Here is a 16,582-nt window from a genome sequence, read left to right as displayed (position 1 = left end):
TGATCGCCCGCGAGTTCGCCGTTGTACGGCATCGAGCGCTGGCGAGCCGAGCGCAACCCGAGGCGATGAAGACCGGCTAGAGGTCGTTCCTGCCGTGTTGGTGGAGTTGTTCTGACCGTAACATCACTCGATGTTCAGCACGGGGCAAGCCGAGCTGCCCCCGCAACCACTGCTGCTCCTTAGCAGGTACTGCACTCTGGCGAGTGCAGATCCAAAGAGTGCCCTGTCGCGATCGGCTTTGCTTGACTTAGTCTTTGCCGCGCATCTCATCGCGGAGCCATTGATACGCCTCTTCACGCACCGCTTGGGGAAAGTCATGCCCGGCCTCCGGATAGACGAAATGCACATCGCCCGGCTTTTCAATTTGACTATACAGTTCGACGACCGGTTTTAAACTCGCCTCGCACTTGCGTACGCCTGCGACATCAAAATTGTCGTCTCTCAACGGGGCCGAAACGAACAATGGGCGTGGCACAATGGTGGCCAGGAGCTCAGCGAAATCGAAGGGTAGCTCAGTAGCATTCTGAAAGCCTGCGATGGCTGGCATGTATCGATCGCTCGTCCAACCACTTAAATCGCCGCCACGGTAGTCCTCCAAAGCGGTGAAGCCACAACTGGTTACGACCGCCCGCACACGGCCATCGAGAGCCGCCGTGAATAATGCGTTGTGTCCACCCAGGGAATGCCCAATCACGCCGATCTTATCGCGTTCCACGCACGGCAAGCTCTCAAGAAAGTCGAGACCTCGCACGTTGTCCCACACCGCTTTGATCGTACCGCTTGGATACAAGTCACGATGGGCTTGGAAATCAAATTCGTATTCGCCGAAACTTGGATAATCCGGCGCCAGGCACACGAACCCACGTTCGGCCAATTCATGCGCATAGAACATACTCGGCTGCCCTCCCTGGCCACAGATCTGTGACTTGCCAAGTTCCGCATGCGTGGGATGCAGGCAGAGCATCGCTGGCATCCGCTCATTAATATGCATAGGAACAAGGAGATACGCCGGTACGCGACTCACATCGTCGCTGGCGAATGAAAGTTTGATCCTCCAGTATTTATCCGTCTTTTCCACGCTGGAGATGTGCACATCCAAGTCCCGGCGGTGGTGAGGTCCGGGCAACGGTCCGGCGATCGATTCAAACGCCGCAATAATCTGCTGACGGCGTGGCCCAAATGCGATAGGCGTCTCAGCCCGCTTCACTTCTCCATCGGCTGCATCGATCCGCAACAAATCAAACGTCCCTTCCGGAGTCTGGCTCGCTGCGTTGAACGCAGTCGGGCTCGCATCCCGCTTCGAGATTTCGCCACTCGGCGGATTGGCTACTTGCGCCGCGTTGTCTTGCAGCAATTTGGCCGCCGAGCCCTGCCCAACTCTCAAATTTTCTAACCAATGCAGGCCAATGCGACTGGGCGCCAGGATGTCGACGTCACCATCCCCGTCGATATCCGCACAGACGGAATCCAAGTCAATTCCAACGTCTGCGGCGACGCTCGCAATCTGTTTTTGCCAAGTTCGGGAGTTACTATCAAAGCGATACCACGCGATTTGCAATGGATCATTCTCGCCTGGATCCTTCCCGTCATGACCTTGGAACCGCTTGCCAGCCACCAAGTCATCTTTTCCATCGCCGTCGATGTCCGCCAGTATCAGCGTGTGCGCACACGACCAGCTCGTATCAATTGCATGCGTAATCCATTTGCGGCTACTGATCAGCGGCTCCAGTTCAGCCAGTTCAACCCCGGGCATAACCTGCAACGAAGATTCTGACTCTCCAACTTGCTCCGTCCAGTAGACTCCGTAATTGTGCCCTCGGGACCAGATCAGATCCGCGTCGCCATCCGCATCGACATCGTGCACTAAGATGGGCAAGCCGCAGTCTTGGGCGAGGCTAAATTCGGGCTGCCACCGCCAGCGGCCAGTGAGCGGATCGGGCGGAGCCAGGGCCCAGCCGCCGGGTCCCACGACGTCGATGCGGCCGTCACCATTTATATCGCCCGCCCCCACGCCGTGCCCGATCAGCTCGGTAGGCAAGTCATAACGCTGCCACCTAACATCTTCAGCGGCTGTCTGCGATTCAGATTGTGAGGCGGGCTGCAGGCGATACCAAGCGGCAAAGGTGGTTCCGCTGGGCAAAATGTCTAGGTGCCCATCACCGTCGATATCGACTAACCGCCCCGTCTCGCTACTGCCTGGTCGATCGATCTCAATCTGTTCCCAACGCAAATCCGGGTTCTCTTGCATAGCCGCCGGACCTGGATTGCGGCACCAGTACAGGCTCTTGCTACGGTAATTGACGCTGATGATATCCAAGTCATCGTCGCCGTCGACATCCATGGCCAAGTTGGAATAGTCGTCAAAGCGGCCTCGGATCATCGCCACGTCACGCAGCGTGTGCTTATCCCAATTGGGAGCTTGATACCAAAATGCCCCCGACACCACGTCCAGTCGGCCGTCGCCATCGATGTCAATCGTCGTGGCCGCACTAAACTCGCTGTCAGAACTGAGCGTGTGCACACGAAAAGGCGTATCAGCCAGAGCATGTCGGGCTGGAAGCGAGCACATTGCTGCCAGCATCACCACCGCCAGCCAAGTCCACCCACCGCAGTCCGTTTGAAAACTCTTCATAATCCGCCTTCGCATAGGAACTCTCAACAGAAAACTCGGCTCCCATTCTATCCGATTTTTAGGTGCTCTCGGGCAGGCTGGCGTCTCGCCTCGGAGTTACCCAAGTTTTCCATCGTTCGCAAAGAAGGCTGCTGCTTGGTCGACAACACAGCTGGATGCTTCGTATCGCTAAGCAGCCAACAACGAGTCTGTTCTTTTAACCGCAATACCGTTCAACGAAGCGTAGTGGACGAGGCTACGAGTCCTTTTGCATCAGACCAAATCGCTGGGACTCGTAACCTCGTCCACTACGTCCCGACGCTAATTCTTTCCACGGTCCGAGGCTCCTTCGTTGAACGGTATTGCGTTTAACCGCGTGGGCATCGCCCCGCGTTCTAATGCCTGCGCGGCCCGAAGTGCTTGCGGTTTCACTGAATAATACATTGGGACGTGCTTAGCAGACGGAACGCATCAAATGGTCAAACTCAATACTGTCCGGCATGGCGTTTGTATTGGTGCGCTGCGTCCGCCGAGCTTCCTTGTGCCGTGGGGATCGATACGACGTGCATAGCAACTGAACGTTGTCGCGGCGGTGAGCTGTTCGTTTTTGGGGACTCGATTCCACGGCCCCTCGCGAGCGACTAAAATGGGCGTTTTATGACCCCTACCCCTCCCCCCGAAACCTCGGATCCAACCAACATGTCCTTGCGAAGAATGACCTCCGTTTCCTGTTTCCTGATCGCTGCGATGCTGACTTCGGTAGCGAGCGCTCAAGCCACCGCAACCAAGCACGATGCGATCACTCCCGTGCCGCGCAGCGGGAATTGGGTGAAGCGTCACGAATCGATGAACGCTCGCGTTGCCAAGGGGAACGTCGACCTCGTCTTCATCGGCGACTCGATCACTCAAGGCTGGGAAGGCCGCGGCAAGAAGGTCTGGGCCGACTTCTACGGCGATCGAAACGCTGTCAATCTGGGCATCGGAGGCGATCGCACGCAGCACGTCATGTGGCGGTTGGACAATGGCAACTTGGAAGGGATCTCGCCCAAGTTGGCGGTTGTCATGATCGGCACCAACAACTCCGGCCGCAACAAGCCCGAAGAGATCGCCGAAGGCGTCACTGCGATCATTCACCAATTGCGTGAGAAGACTCCCGAAACGAAGATCCTGTTGCTGGCGACCTTCCCCCGCGGTGCGACGCCAGCCGATGTGAAGCGTCAAGCGAACGAAACCAGCAACGCGACCGTCGCTAAGCTGGCTGACAACAAGAACATTTTCTTCTTGGATATCGGTGACAAATTCCTCGCCGATGACGGTACGCTTTCCAAGGAGATCATGCCCGACCTGCTACACTTGAGCGAACAGGGCTACACGATTTGGGCTGAATCGATCGAGCCGAGCGTCAGCAAACTGATGGGCGAATAGTCGGTTCGTTTTCCGCCCTTTCGCTCTTCATCCCCGCATTGCCGCGAAAGGGCAAGACATTGAAAACGCCGGAATCCTCGGACCCGCATCGACAGGTCTCTCATGATGCCTCACCCGCCGCGATGCAAGCTTGCACGCGGCCGGGGTATCTGTTGATAGGCCATGGAACGCGGGACCTCGACGGGACGAAGGAGTTCTTACAGCTGGGAGCGGTGCTGGGGCAACTGCTCGCTCCGGCACCTGTCGAAGCCTGTTTCTTGGAGCTGCAGCAGCCGACGATCGGCGAGGCGTGGCAGCGGATGGTCGCATCAAATGTCGACGGCATCTATGCGGTGCCGTTGCTCTTGTTCGCTGCGGGGCACGCCAAGCGGGACATCCCCGAGGAGTTGCAGGCGGCTTGCGATGCGGCAATCGGCGGGAGGCGTGGGCTGCCGTTTGTGCAGACGCCGCCGTTGCAGTGCCATCCCAAATTGTTGGAGCTGTCGGCGATCCGAGCTCAGCAGGCGATCGATGCAGCGGGCGGAGTCGATCTGGCGCGGACGGCGCTGGTGATGGTCGGCCGCGGCAGTCTGGACGACGGCGCAACGGCAGAGATGTATCGCTTCAGCGAATTGCGTGGTCAATCGCTGCGGCCGGCAGTTGTTCGCACAGGGTTTGTGGCGATGGCACGGCCCGATCTCGCTTCGGTGTTGGACGAAGTCGCTCAGCTTCCCGAGATCGATACGATCGTGGTCCAGCCGCACCTGCTGTTTCAGGGCGATCTGAACCAACGCGTAGTGCAGATGATCGATGCGGCTGCGGATCGGCATGGGGATCGACGCTGGATTGCGGTCGATCGACTAGGGCCCGACCCGCGGTTGGCTCAGGCACTGATCGAATTGGCTGCAGAAATCGACTGATGAGCTAATCGCCTTGCTGCCGATCTTCCGCTAATTCGGTCGCTGGATCTGGCATCGTGCTTTGGTAGTGTCGGAAGGCACACCAGAAGACGACACCGTTGAGCAGATGCCAGAGTCCATGGCCGGTCAGGATGTGGTTGTCGGGATGGCAGACGATGTGCATAAAGTCCAACCACCAGAAGCCCCAGGCGATCAGAAACGTGATCACCATCGCGTAGGCCCAGCGGGTGAGCATGCTGTCGTACAGGCCGCGAGCGACCACGATCACCACGATCACGGCAAACATCGGGCTGGCAAAGGCTGTCGAAAACGAAGAGAGAACGGTCAGGATAAGCGAGCCGACCAGAACGATCGCGATCAGCAGCCGTTGCCCCGGCCGATTGGGATCGCTGCGGTGTTGTTGCAGCGCGGCGATGCTCAAGATGAACATGAACATCCCGCTGAGATCCAAGGTCTCGCCAAGGATCGTGTTGGATGCGTGGAAGTAGCCCGACGCGAGGCCGGTCCAGATCGCGGCGACTCCCAGCAGTCGTTCCAACGGGCGGTTGGCGTAGATCAGGATAAAGATGCCGGCGACCAGCGGACCGATGTTGGTCCACGTGTCGGCCGGATGTTTGATCGGTCCGTCGAGCGTCCGTTCACAAAACTGCATCCGGGCGGGTTCAAGTAGCCAGTCCATCGTTCACCGATTGGTACAGGGTCGCATCGTCGGAGGTTGCCCCAGTGAGCCCACAGACACGCGATGCGAAACGCGTTGCGGTACGGATTGTGCGTTGCAAATCCCATCCGCTCAATAGACCGTAAATGGTCGTCGCGGCAAAGGCGTCTCCCGCACCAACGGTGTCACGCATCGGATTGGGAGTGGGGGCGTCGGCGACGATCAATTCACCGCCGGTGATAGCGTAGGCGCCGCGCGAGCCGCAGGTGACAAAGAAGTTCTCCCCGCCATATTCGACACCCAAACGCTGCGCGCCCGCACGGATTTCGTCGGCGGTCTTGCAGGGCGTGTCGGTTAATTCCGAAAGCTCTTCATCGCTCAACTTGACCCAATGCGCTCCGTGCAGCAGCGTGTGCAGCCACTTCTTCTCGAACCATGGCTGGCGGATGTTGATGTCGACAAACCGCGGCAGGTCGCTTTCGGCGATGATCTGCCGGATCGTGTCGCGGCTGACGGCATTCCGGCTGGCCAAGCTGCCGAGATACAACAGGGCAAACCCGGACGAGGTGACAGGAAACTCGGGCATCTTCAAGAAATCGAACGCCCGGTCCGGGACGATCTCATACGACGGTTGGCCATCTTGAAACTGCACCTGAACTTCGCCGGTCGGGTGCTCGTTGGTTTGCATCCCAGTGGTCGACATCTGCCACGCTTGCATCCGCTCGGTAATCCGCCGTCCCGCATCGTCGTCGCCGATCGCCGAGACAAACTCCGGCTCCATTCCAAAGCCTTGCAGATTCCAAGCCACGTTGAACGGAGCCCCGCCCAAGATTGACTGGCCATCGGGAAAGTTATCAAACAGCACTTCGCCAACGATCAGAGGTCGGCGTTCGGGATGAGAGGTCTTAATCGTTCATTCCTCGTTGAAGTTGTCAGCAATGCGATCGTCAAGCCTACCAGAATTTGCCCCCCGCACCAATCAATGGAACCGCGATTGCCGGGCGACCTTTGCGGTGTTGATCCAACGCATCATCGTTGCTTTTTCGGCACCAAGGTGGACCGCAGAGTGTTGCCAGAATGCAACGACCGCGATGGCGTGGCAAGCTGCCCGGATGCGGTAAGTCGTTGCACTGCAACCGGTTGCATTTCGAAGGGGATTAGGTTGAGGCGGCGTTGGCACGCTGGCTGCTTCTTCAGCCATGCGTCATTCCCCTCCCTTCCAACCCTCGCATCCCGAAATGACCTTCCTCATCTTCTTGCTCTTAGCGATCGGCCATCCGACCGAAGCGTCGGGACCTCAGTTGCCGATGGCGCGAGAAGATTCGTATCGCGTGGTCGCCGACGGTTGGCGTCGCACGAATCGGGGCTGGGAGAACACCGCTTATTGGAATCGATCTCTGCTTGCCGAGACCGCTGCGGTGACGCCGGACAATCGGTCGCTGCCGGCGCTGACCGCCTGCGTCGACTTTGTCGCCAGCCTGCACCCCGCGTTGATCGCGGGGGTTCAGTTGTTATCGGTCAGCTATCTGATGCGCTGCCCCGGTGGACAGCGCTGTGAAGAGGGCGTGTTACCCGAGGGCTACGCGTTGCCGTCTTCAAACGCTTGATCGAACGCGCGTCCGCTGGGAGCAAAGTCCAACTCTTTGGTGAACTTGCAAGCTTCGGTCGCTCCGAAGCAGCGTTCCATGCCGCTGTCTTCCCATTCGATCGACAGCGGTCCTTGGTAATCGATGTCGTTCAACGCGCGGATGATCTCTTCGAAGTTGACGCCGCCGCGACCTGGCGATCGGAAATCCCAACCGCGACGATGATCGCCAAAGTTGATGTGGCTCGACAGGATGCCCGATGTGCCGTCCAGCTTGACGATCGCGTCTTTGACGTGAACGTGGTAGATCCGGTCGGGGAACGCGCGGATGAACTTTTCAGGATCCATGCCCTGCCAGATCAAGTGGCTCGGATCGAAATTGAATCCGAACTCGGGACGGTGATCCAACGCTTCGAGGGCTCGCTGAGCGGTGTGGATGTCGAATGCGATCTCGGTCGGATGAACCTCCAATGCAAACTTAACACCACACTCGGCGAAGACGTCCAGGATCGGATTGAAGCGATCGGCGAACAGCTTAAAACCGTCGTCGATCATTTGAGCCGACACGGGAGGGAACGAATACAGCAGATGCCAGATGCTCGATCCGGTGAATCCGTTGACGACGCTGACGCCCATCTTCTGCGCCGCCCGCGCGGTCTGCTTCAGTTCTTCGATCGCGCGTTCGTTGACGCCGGCTGGATCGCCATCGCCCCAGACATAGCTGGGCAGGATCAATTGGTGGCGTTGGTCGATGATGTCGCAAACGGCTTGGCCGACCAAGTGAGCGCTGATCGCCAAGCATTGCAGGCCGTGGCTGTCCAGCAATTCGCGTTTCTTCGCACAGTAGTCGTCCTCGGCGTTGGCGCGGTCGACTTCGAAGTGGTCGCCCCAGCAGGCAAGTTCGATGCCGTCGTATCCGAACTCGCTGCACATGCGAGCCAGGTCTTGAATGCCAAGGTCGGCCCATTGGCCTGTGAAAAGAGTGACTGGTCGGGCCATGCATCTGCTCCTGAAAGAAATCTTGTTAACTAATAAGTTGGGGGGCCAAACGATTTGAACCGTCGGTTTGCAGGTATTGTGATGGATCGACCGACGCGGATCAACGGGCGAGGCCGGCCATGGGGGCGGGCGTCCCTTTCGTTCGCCCTGAAATTTGTATACTGGAAGCCCTTTGCTACGCCTGCCCGACATCCATTCAGGAGTCATCGATGAAAAATATCCGCTGTCTTGCATTGCTGGTTCTCAGCAGTTGCCTGTTCCTGAGCTCCCTTGGATCGGCTGCCGATCGGTCTGCGGATCGCCAATGGAGCGAATTCCGTGGCCCCACCGGCGACGGGCACAGTCCCGATGCCAACGTTCCGGTCCAGTGGGATGCCAGTTCGATCCTGTGGCAGACCGATTTGCCCGTTCTCGGCCATTCGTCTCCCGTGATGTGGGACGACAAGATTTTCTTGACCGGTGCGGTCCAGAAAGGCAGCGCGGTCGAGCGACATGTGATGTGTGTCGATCGCCGTTCGGGGAAGCTGCTGTGGGACACGCCCGTCGCGCTTGGTGCGGGGGAACAGATTCACAAGATGAACAACTGGGGCTCGCCTAGTTGTGCCACCGACGGCACCTGCGTCGCCGCCTTCTTTGGTCCGGGCGGTCTGCATTGCTTGGACATGAACGGCAAACCGCTCTGGTCGCGCGAACTGGGCAGCTTTCCGGGCGTTTGGGGAATTGGTGCTTCGCCGATCTTTGTCGGCGATACCATCGTTCAGAATTGCGATGCGCAGGGAGCCTCTTATCTTGTAGCCGTCGACAAACAGACGGGGCAGGATCGCTGGCGGCAACCGCGAGCCGATACGCCTCGAGGTGGTTGGAGTACGCCGCTGCTGTCGGTCACGCCCGAAGGGGCCGAACTGCTGCTGAACGGTGAATTTGGAATCAATGCCTACAATCCCCAAACCGGCCAACCACTGTGGAACTGTCGCGGGTTCAACGGTCGCGGCACGCCGATGCCTGTCGTGGGCAACGGGCTGGTTTACGTGGTCAATGGAAAAGCGGGAGACGTTTACGCAGTCCGCTCGGGCGGCAGAGGGGATGTCACCGAAACGCATATGGCGTGGCATACGCCTCGCCGCGGCGGACGCGATCTCCCATCGCCGATTCTCGTTGGTGATACGCTGGTCGCAGTTGGAATGGCGGGCGTCGTCACCGGATACGACGCACACGATGGGACCGTATTGTTCAAGCAACGGTTGGGAGGAAATTATTCGGGTTCCCCGATTCTCGCTGGCGGATTGGTCTACATGCTCAGCGATACGGGGGAGGTGAACGTCTTGAAGATCGGCCGCAAGATGGAGATCGTCAGTCGCAATCGAGTCGGTTCGGGCAGCGACGAGATCTTCCGCTCCTCACCGACCACCGCTCCCGGAATGCTCCTGATCCGCAGCGACCGCCGCCTCTATTGCATCGCCGCAAAATAAGCGCCCCGTTCCCCCTGCCACTGCCAAGCCGCACTGTCCGATGGTCGCCTTTCGCTCCGCGAAAGTGCGTAGCGCCCCCGCACTTTCGCGGAACGAAAGGCGACCAACACTGACCTGCGTGGATTATCCCGTCACACGCTTTGGTGAACTTGCTGTTCCTCGACATCATAGGTCGACAGAAGGAGATGGACGTGTGTGGTGACTTGATAACGTTGTGCTAAAGCGAGCTTGCGTATCGAGACAATATATGCACGGTTTGTGGCAAGCCTTGGCGCCGGAGTGTTTCTAGAAATCCCGCCACTTCGACTGGTGGGTTCTTCAGGCGAGCGCGCATTTCGCGGACTGCGGCAAGGACGTTGGGGGCGTAGACTTCGAGCATGTTAGAAATGAATTCGTCTGGGTGCTCCGTATACAAACCATATTTCTTTAGCTCCGCCTCATCAAAATCCTTCTGGTTGAAGGTGACGATCGAATCGGCGTTGCAGCGGATCGCAACGGCAAGAACATGCCGGTCATCGGGATCTTTGAGGTGGAGCGAATCGATTAAGGCTTCGTATTCCGTCACCAAACTGTCGGGAACTGCCAGATTCATTTGCACGCACGTTCGTCGTAATCTTTCGGCATCCAGGTCGGGGCGTTTCAGCAGCAGATTGTGCGTCCATTCATCGTGAATTTTCTGCGACCACTTCGCGCGATATATCCCCGACGCTGCGAGGCTGAGTAGCAAATCGCGAAGTGGAGCCGGGTACAAGACGCAGGCATCCAACACCGAAGTGAATCCAGACAAAATCTAGTACCCCATGCCAAGTTCCTGTGCTTCATCGGCCAGAGACTGCAATGCCGCTTTGCTCGACTGTTCCTGCTTCTTTTTGTATTCGATCAGATCGCAGAATTTGACCCGGCGATTTCTACCGACCTTACGATGCGGAATCTCGCCCAAGTCGAGCACCTTGCTCAGGAAGGGGCGTGAAACGTTCAAGATATCCGCCGCCTGTTGAGTGGTTAATTCCTTGTCGACCGGGATCAAGGAGAACGCCTTTCCTTCCGCCATGATCGCAAGGGTTTTCACCAAAACATCGAATACGTTTTTGGGCACCTCGATCGACCGGCCGTCTCCGGTTGATTGGATCGTTATGACCGAGGTGGGGTCGATGTCGCGGGCCACCGCACGGCTAAACTCTTTTGCGTTTGCGATATCGGTTTCCGATGGGACAAACGTTTCATCAAGCACACTCATGTTAGGCTCCCAAAGCGTTGCAGCCTCGTTCTTCTTAAATTGTTCCTCTAGTTCACTTTAGATCGCATTCGCAGTAAATGCAATGTTCGAAATAAACGAAACGAGGTTGGGGGGCTAGAATGAGTCCGATTGTCGCCTTTCGCTCCGCGAAAGTGCGTTGCGCCCCGCGCTTTCGCGGAGCGAAAGGCGACCAACGCTGCTCGGCGCAGATGCCGTACAAATTGTCCTGTCGCAGGCTTCGGGGGGAACTCGTCGTCGAAATGCGTGGGGGCTGAGATTTGCTGAGTTGCGAATGGCTAACCCTTTGTTGGCGATTGGGATCGAGCGCCGGTGCGGTGCCAGTATTTGGGGCCGCTGACAAACGGGCTGTCTTGCAACAGGAAACGCAGCGGCAGGTCCTTCGCTTGCGAGATCCCGATCCGCGGGACGGCGATGATCCTCTCGGTTGCGATCCGCTCCACGGCGCGGCCGATCCAGATCGAAGAGTCTTCGGTCAGGCAGACGCCATCGTGTTGCAAGTCGATCGCCAACGCTTGGCACAACATCGACGGGCCGCGACACAGTCGATCGGTCGCTTGCTGGCCGCGCCGCTGTTGCATCTGCGGCACGCCCCAACGCGGTTGGATCGCTCGAATTAGAACCGCGCTGCCGACGCCCGCTCGCTGTGTCACTGCATTCAGGCAATACTTGGCGTGGATCGTGTAGACGTACAGTCGCCCTGGCGGCCCAAACATCGTCGCGTTGCGTGGCGTCATCCCGCGAGCTGCGTGGCAGGCGGGATCGCCATCGGCCAGATAAGCTTCGGTTTCCACGATCACACCGCCAACGATTCGATCGTCGCTGCGATGCAACAGCGTCTTTCCGATCAACGACCTCGCGACGATTGCGGTCGGGCGGCGGTAGAATGATTCGGCCAGCGGCCGCGGCCACTTTGTCGTTTGTTTTTCAAATCCCATTTCTTGCCATGACATCAAGCCACACGACCTCAAAAAAATATCGCGCTCGCTGGATCGTACCTCTCTGCTCTCCCGTCGTCCACGATGGCGTGATCTCGATCGTCGAGGGGCGCGTCGCGGCGGTTGAACCCTATCAAGGCCAAACCGATTTGATCGACCTCGGCGATGCCGCGATCCTGCCGGGACTTGTCAACGCGCACACGCACCTGGAGTTCTCCGACTTGGCAGCGCCGATCGGGACCGCGGGGATGTCGATCGCCGATTGGTTGCCCGAAGTCGTCCGCGCGCGGCGGCAACAGCAATTGACGCAGGACCAGCGGACGGCGGCGATACTCAAGGGGATCGACGAAGTCGTCCGTGGCGGCACGGCGCTATTGGGAGAGATCGCAACGAAGCCGTGGCCTTTTGAAGCGGTCGCTGCGCAGCAAAGCCTCGCCAGCGGCAGCGACCTGCGGATCGTCGGCTTCTGCGAAGTGCTGGGGCTTTCGCCCGGCCGGTCCAAGGAAATGCTCGACTGGGCCGACACTCAAATCGCTGATGGTGGGAACGACCGGATCGAATTTGGAATCAGCCCGCACGCTCCTTATTCCGTCCCACCGGCGCTATTGGAATCGTGCATTGACAGGGCTCGAAACCACTCGATTCCGTTGGCGATTCATCTGGCCGAATCGCTCGAAGAGCGAAGGTTTATCGAAAGCGGAGACGGTCCGCTGCGGGAGACCTTCGAATCGCTGGGGCTGCCCGGACTGGAACAGTATCCGCTGGCGATCTCAATCGACCAGATGATCCAACGCGTCGCAACCGCTCCGCGTGGGCTGCTGGTCCACGGGAACTACCTCTCGGCCGACGAGATCCAATCGATCGCCAGCCATCGCCAGCGGTTGTCGGTCGTCTATTGCCCGCGCACCCACGCCTTCTTCGATCATGCACCACATCCCGTAGCCGACTTGATGGCCGCCGGTGTGCGAGTCGCTCTGGGAACCGATTCGCGAGCGTCGAATCCCGATCTCGATCTGTGGAACGAGGTCCGCCATCTCCTGCTGCATCGGCAGGATCTCGATCCGCGTGACGTCGTTGCGATGGCGACGCTGCAGGGAGCTGACGCGTTGGGCCGGCCGAACTATGGTCGCTTGCAGTCCGGATCCAATGGCCAATTATTCGTATTAAAAACTGCCGCGCGGACAGAGGCTTCGCTGTGGGAGACGCTGCTGGACGCACAGCCAACTAATCTTCTTGGAGAACTTTAAGCGATGAACGATCCACATCCATTGATCTACAAAATTCTGACGCCGGCGCAGTGGCAAGCCTTCCAAAACGACGGCCAGTTTCTTGGGGCACCGATCGATCTTGCCGATGGATTTATCCACTTCTCCGCCGAGCATCAGGTGGAAGAGACGGTCGCCAAGCATTTTGCCGGGCAGGGAGACTTGAGCCTGGCCGAGGTGGCCACCGATTCGCTCGGCGAAGCGTTGCGGTGGGAGGTCTCGCGCGGCGGCGATCTTTTCCCGCATCTGTACGCTCCGCTGCCGTTGAAGGCTGTCGTCCGGCATACCGTATTGCCGCAGCTGGAATCGGGATCGCATCGGTTTCCTGTGCAGTGGTGAGATCGATCGGCAGAGACCTGGGGGAATCGTTCCTCTCGCCATTGGCTAGGGTAGCTTTGGGACATGCGGAGACTTTAAACTGTGGGCATGTCAGCCAATGATCCCAGCTCCGAAGCAACTTGCGCGTCGCACCTGCCCACCCATCCGGTCGCTTGCCAGCGGGTGGATGTTGTCACGGGCAGCCGGTTGCATTTTGGGCTGTTATCGACTCAGCCTGTCGATCGCGTTTGTTATGGCGGTTGCGGGCTGATGATTCGCCGACCTAGCGTTCACGTCCGCGCTGTCCGTTCGGATCGGTTTCGATTTGCCGGTGAGTTCGAATCGCGGTGTCGAGAAGTCGCCCAGCGGTTTGTCGACCATTTTGGCTTGACCGCCCTACCACCATGCGATCTGCAATTACTGCAGTCGTCCGACGCGCACGCCGGTTTGGGCTCGGGAACTCAGATCAATCTAGCGGTCGCCACCGCGTTGACGACGCTGTTTCAAATGCCGATCTCGTTGGAACAACTGGCGGCGGAGATCGCAGCTCGCGGTAGACGCTCGGCGATCGGAGTGCATGGTTTTGCGCACGGCGGGTTAGTCGTTGAATCGGGAATCCCCGAGGGACAGACGCTGGGAAGGCTCTCGGCGACGCAGCCGTTTCCGAGCCACTGGCGGATCTTGTTGGTTCGGCCTCGCCAGTTCAAAGCGCACGTTCATGGCGGCGTGGAGCAGGCGCACTTCGCTCAATTGGCCGCCGCCGCCCCAGCCGAACGCGATGCGCTGTTGGCGATCATGAACGACGAGATCCTGCCGGCGATCATCGCTCACGATTTTGATGCGTTTTGCGAATCGGTCTCCCGATACAACCACACCTCGGGGATGTTGTTCGCTCCGGTGCAGGGCGGAGCCTACAACGGTCCGCAGTTGGAAGCTCTTGTCGCAACGCTTCGCGATGCGGGATGCCAAGGCATCGGCCAGAGTTCGTGGGGACCGACGATTTTCGCGTTTTGCCCCGACCAGCAATCGGCCGAAGCGATGCAGCAGCGGCTGTTGTCGGCCGGCGATGGGAATCGCTTGCAGATCGAAATCACTCAAGCGCGAAACAAGCCGGCGTCGGTCTGCGCCAAATGCGGATCAAATGAGTGCGAAATCGAGTAGTCCGCTACGCAATGTAGAGGGCACATCCGATCTGGATACCGGGGCTGACGCTAATAAAGAGCACCATCTCGCCGGGGGCGGCATCGAGGTTCTTCACCCCGACCGGGATCGCTGAAGACATCAGCGAACCGTTGGCGTCGGAGATGTCGAGCGTTTTATCGGCGGGGAATTGCAACCGCGCCGCAACGTCGGCGACAAAGACGCTGGAGATCGGGGAGGGAACGATGCGGGCGATGTCATCGAGCGAAAGCTCGTTGTTTTTTAAGAAATTCGCGACCGTTGTCTCGATGCATTCCAGATACGCCGCATGCAACGCATCGGGTTGGTCGGTGCAGTGCAAACAAGCTTGCCCTCGTTCGTTCCAGTTGACTTCTGTTTTTCGGAGGTCCTTGAACTGCGTGAAGTCTTGGAAATGGAACGACAGGAATCCGTTAGTCGCATCGACCGATTCTTGCACGATCATCGCCGATGCCATCGGCGAAACGTCCAGCGATTGCTCGGGGCGATCCGCTGCGTTGTTGTCGACTTCCGAACCGACCACCATCACCTTCTGACCACGTCCGGCGCGAATAAACTCCGAAGCCAGGAATAGCGACTTCATCATCCCCACTTCACCGTTGATTACATCGAAGGCAAACGTCTTGTCGGCGGCATCGGGTTCGCGATCGAAGTTGATCTCCATCCGCCCAGCTAGCAGCGCCGCGATCGCCGGTTCCATGACAAATTCGGTTCGGTAGGTGCAGGCGGCGATCAGGATATCGATGTCCTGTTTTTCACAACTGGATTGTTCCAGGCACTGCTCGCCGGCCTGTTGCAGCATGGTCAGCGTATCAGCCGACTCACGCGTTGGCGGATACGCGACGCCGATCGATTCGACTTGCAATTGGATCGGCATCAAGGCTGATTCGTTCGACGCGACCTCGCGCCGTGGCTTGCCGCTTTTGGCGTCTTCGGCGTTGATCCGTTCGGGCAAATCATCGCACACATAAAGTGCGGTCCCCGTCGTTTGCCCCGATCCCGAAATGCAGAAGATGATCGAATCGCCCCCTTTCACCTCGCGCCGCCGCATCGCGTCGTGCAAAGCCAGGAAGTGGGCGTTGCTGGACGTGTTGCCACGTTGTTCCAAGTTGTTGATTAGGCATTGCGAAAGATCGTAGTCAAACAGACGCTTGATTTCCCGCATCCCTTCTTGCATCGTGAGCTTACTGGTTTGATGTGGGATTACATGGCCAACGGCATCAAACCCCCATTCATTCCGATCCAGGATGTCTTTGGCGTGCCGCGCTGCGTGAGGCACCACCGATTCGGTAACTTTGATCGCGTCGGTGTACATCGCCGCGCCGCCGTGAGGCTTATCGGTTGGCTTGGCGACACAAAACTGGCTGTATTTGCTGAGCGTGTACATGTCCAAATCGTGAAACCCGCTGCCCGCCGAACCAGCGGCGGTCAAGGTCAACGCGACACCCGCGTCCCCCAACGTCAGCGACGCCAGTTGCGGATCCATGAAGTCGACGATCTCCTTCTGCGCGGTATCGATCAGGTGTGTGATGTATTCGCCGCTGACGACCATCCCGCTGCGGATCGCACCGCTGCGAATCAGTGCGTCGACCATATAGACGCCGGTCCACATCCCCGCGCAAGCGTTGGAGATGTCGATTGCGATGGCGTTGTCCAGCCCGAGCATCGACTTCAGTCGGACGCTGGTTGCCGGTTCAAAGGTGACCGAATTTTTGTCGTCCCAGCGCGAGATGTTGGTGCAGACGATCGCGTCGACTTGGTCGGCCGCCAGCGACGAATGGTCCAGGCAATCGCCGACAGCTTTCTCTGCCAGATCGATCGAAAATTCATCGACTCCAGCGCGGCGGCGCGAGCGAATGCCGGTCAATTTCGCTAACGGCACGCGAACCTTCCGCTCGCAGCCCTTCACAATCTCGTCGGTCGTGACTTCGTTTGAAGGCAGGTAAACACCAATGCTCTCAATGACGGAACGCAGCATGGT

The 16,582-nt window shown here is 58.6% G+C and carries 16 protein-coding genes; 7 read left to right on the top strand and 9 right to left on the bottom strand.

Annotated features, from left to right (window positions below; all coding sequences use genetic code 11):
- Positions 1-247: 247 nt before the first annotated feature.
- On the bottom strand, positions 248-2,632 hold the full coding sequence (locus tag CA51_RS18230; RefSeq protein WP_197451286.1) for an alpha/beta fold hydrolase: 2,385 nt from the start codon (positions 2,630-2,632) through the stop codon (positions 248-250).
- Between the two features lie 678 nt (positions 2,633-3,310).
- On the opposite strand from CA51_RS18230, the gene CA51_RS18225 reads away from it, so the two are divergent.
- On the top strand, positions 3,311-4,036 hold the full coding sequence (locus CA51_RS18225; protein ID WP_145122645.1) for a platelet-activating factor acetylhydrolase IB subunit: 726 nt from the start codon (positions 3,311-3,313) through the stop codon (positions 4,034-4,036).
- A gap of 122 nt (positions 4,037-4,158) precedes the next feature.
- Positions 4,159-4,935 (top strand): sirohydrochlorin chelatase, encoded by a 777-nt coding sequence (locus CA51_RS18220; RefSeq protein ID WP_197451285.1) that lies wholly within the window; start codon positions 4,159-4,161, stop codon positions 4,933-4,935.
- 4 nt (positions 4,936-4,939) lie between these two features.
- Here CA51_RS18220 and CA51_RS18215 read toward each other — a convergent pair whose 3' ends face one another.
- The 3 genes from CA51_RS18215 to CA51_RS25930 form a co-directional block, all read right to left on the bottom strand.
- Entirely contained in the window at positions 4,940-5,614 is a 675-nt protein-coding gene (locus CA51_RS18215; RefSeq protein ID WP_145122643.1) for a ceramidase domain-containing protein, read from the bottom strand.
- A complete protein-coding gene (locus tag CA51_RS18210; RefSeq protein ID WP_197451284.1) occupies positions 5,598-6,458 on the bottom strand; it encodes a PfkB family carbohydrate kinase in 861 nt (286 codons plus the stop codon). Before CA51_RS18210 ends, CA51_RS18215 begins: the two co-directional genes overlap by 17 nt.
- Positions 6,459-6,572: 114 nt before the next feature.
- Positions 6,573-6,794, bottom strand: coding sequence for a hypothetical protein (locus tag CA51_RS25930; protein ID WP_197451283.1), 222 nt, complete (start codon positions 6,792-6,794; stop codon positions 6,573-6,575).
- On the opposite strand from CA51_RS25930, the gene CA51_RS18205 reads away from it, so the two are divergent.
- On the top strand, positions 6,793-7,200 hold the full coding sequence (locus CA51_RS18205) for a hypothetical protein (RefSeq protein WP_145122641.1): 408 nt from the start codon (positions 6,793-6,795) through the stop codon (positions 7,198-7,200). The genes CA51_RS25930 and CA51_RS18205 overlap by 2 nt on opposite strands.
- Here CA51_RS18205 and CA51_RS18200 read toward each other — a convergent pair.
- Positions 7,173-8,177, bottom strand: coding sequence for a sugar phosphate isomerase/epimerase family protein (locus CA51_RS18200; RefSeq protein WP_145099078.1), 1,005 nt, complete (start codon positions 8,175-8,177; stop codon positions 7,173-7,175). The genes CA51_RS18205 and CA51_RS18200 overlap by 28 nt on opposite strands.
- 209 nt (positions 8,178-8,386) lie before the next feature.
- Between CA51_RS18200 and CA51_RS18195 the strand changes: the two genes are divergently transcribed.
- A complete protein-coding gene (locus tag CA51_RS18195; RefSeq protein ID WP_197451282.1) occupies positions 8,387-9,646 on the top strand; it encodes an outer membrane protein assembly factor BamB family protein in 1,260 nt (419 codons plus the stop codon).
- Between the two features lie 217 nt (positions 9,647-9,863).
- Here the strand turns inward: CA51_RS18195 and CA51_RS18190 are convergent, their stop codons facing one another.
- The 3 genes from CA51_RS18190 to CA51_RS18180 all read right to left on the bottom strand — a co-directional run bounded on the left by CA51_RS18190 (position 9,864) and on the right by CA51_RS18180 (position 11,854).
- Positions 9,864-10,415: a PIN domain-containing protein gene (locus tag CA51_RS18190; RefSeq protein WP_231746205.1), complete on the bottom strand. Its 552-nt coding sequence runs from the start codon at positions 10,413-10,415 to the stop codon at positions 9,864-9,866.
- 21 nt (positions 10,416-10,436) lie between these two features.
- The gene (locus CA51_RS18185) at positions 10,437-10,811 is read right to left on the bottom strand and encodes an excisionase family DNA-binding protein (protein WP_197451281.1); all 375 of its coding nucleotides are present in this window, start codon (positions 10,809-10,811) and stop codon (positions 10,437-10,439) included.
- 368 nt (positions 10,812-11,179) lie between these two features.
- Positions 11,180-11,854: a DNA-3-methyladenine glycosylase gene (locus tag CA51_RS18180; protein ID WP_231745769.1), complete on the bottom strand. Its 675-nt coding sequence runs from the start codon at positions 11,852-11,854 to the stop codon at positions 11,180-11,182.
- Between CA51_RS18180 and CA51_RS18175 the strand changes: the two genes are divergently transcribed.
- The 3 genes from CA51_RS18175 (at position 11,848) to CA51_RS18165 (ending at position 14,583) form a co-directional block, all read left to right on the top strand.
- Complete coding sequence (locus CA51_RS18175) at positions 11,848-13,086, top strand: amidohydrolase family protein (RefSeq protein ID WP_197451280.1); 1,239 nt, start codon at positions 11,848-11,850, stop codon at positions 13,084-13,086. The genes CA51_RS18180 and CA51_RS18175 overlap by 7 nt on opposite strands.
- A gap of 3 nt (positions 13,087-13,089) precedes the next feature.
- Positions 13,090-13,443, top strand: coding sequence for a DUF952 domain-containing protein (locus tag CA51_RS18170; RefSeq protein WP_145122638.1), 354 nt, complete (start codon positions 13,090-13,092; stop codon positions 13,441-13,443).
- A gap of 87 nt (positions 13,444-13,530) precedes the next feature.
- On the top strand, positions 13,531-14,583 hold the full coding sequence (locus CA51_RS18165; protein ID WP_145122637.1) for a GHMP family kinase ATP-binding protein: 1,053 nt from the start codon (positions 13,531-13,533) through the stop codon (positions 14,581-14,583).
- Positions 14,584-14,587: 4 nt separating this feature from the next.
- Here the strand turns inward: CA51_RS18165 and CA51_RS18160 are convergent, their stop codons facing one another.
- Complete coding sequence (locus CA51_RS18160) at positions 14,588-16,579, bottom strand: 3-oxoacyl-[acyl-carrier-protein] synthase III C-terminal domain-containing protein (RefSeq protein ID WP_197451279.1); 1,992 nt, start codon at positions 16,577-16,579, stop codon at positions 14,588-14,590.
- Positions 16,580-16,582 lie beyond the last annotated feature (3 nt).

The sequence above is a fragment of the Rosistilla oblonga genome, from assembly GCF_007751715.1.
GTDB classification, from domain to species: Bacteria; Planctomycetota; Planctomycetia; order Pirellulales; family Pirellulaceae; genus Rosistilla; species Rosistilla oblonga.
This window is presented reverse-complemented; position numbering and strand designations above follow the sequence as displayed.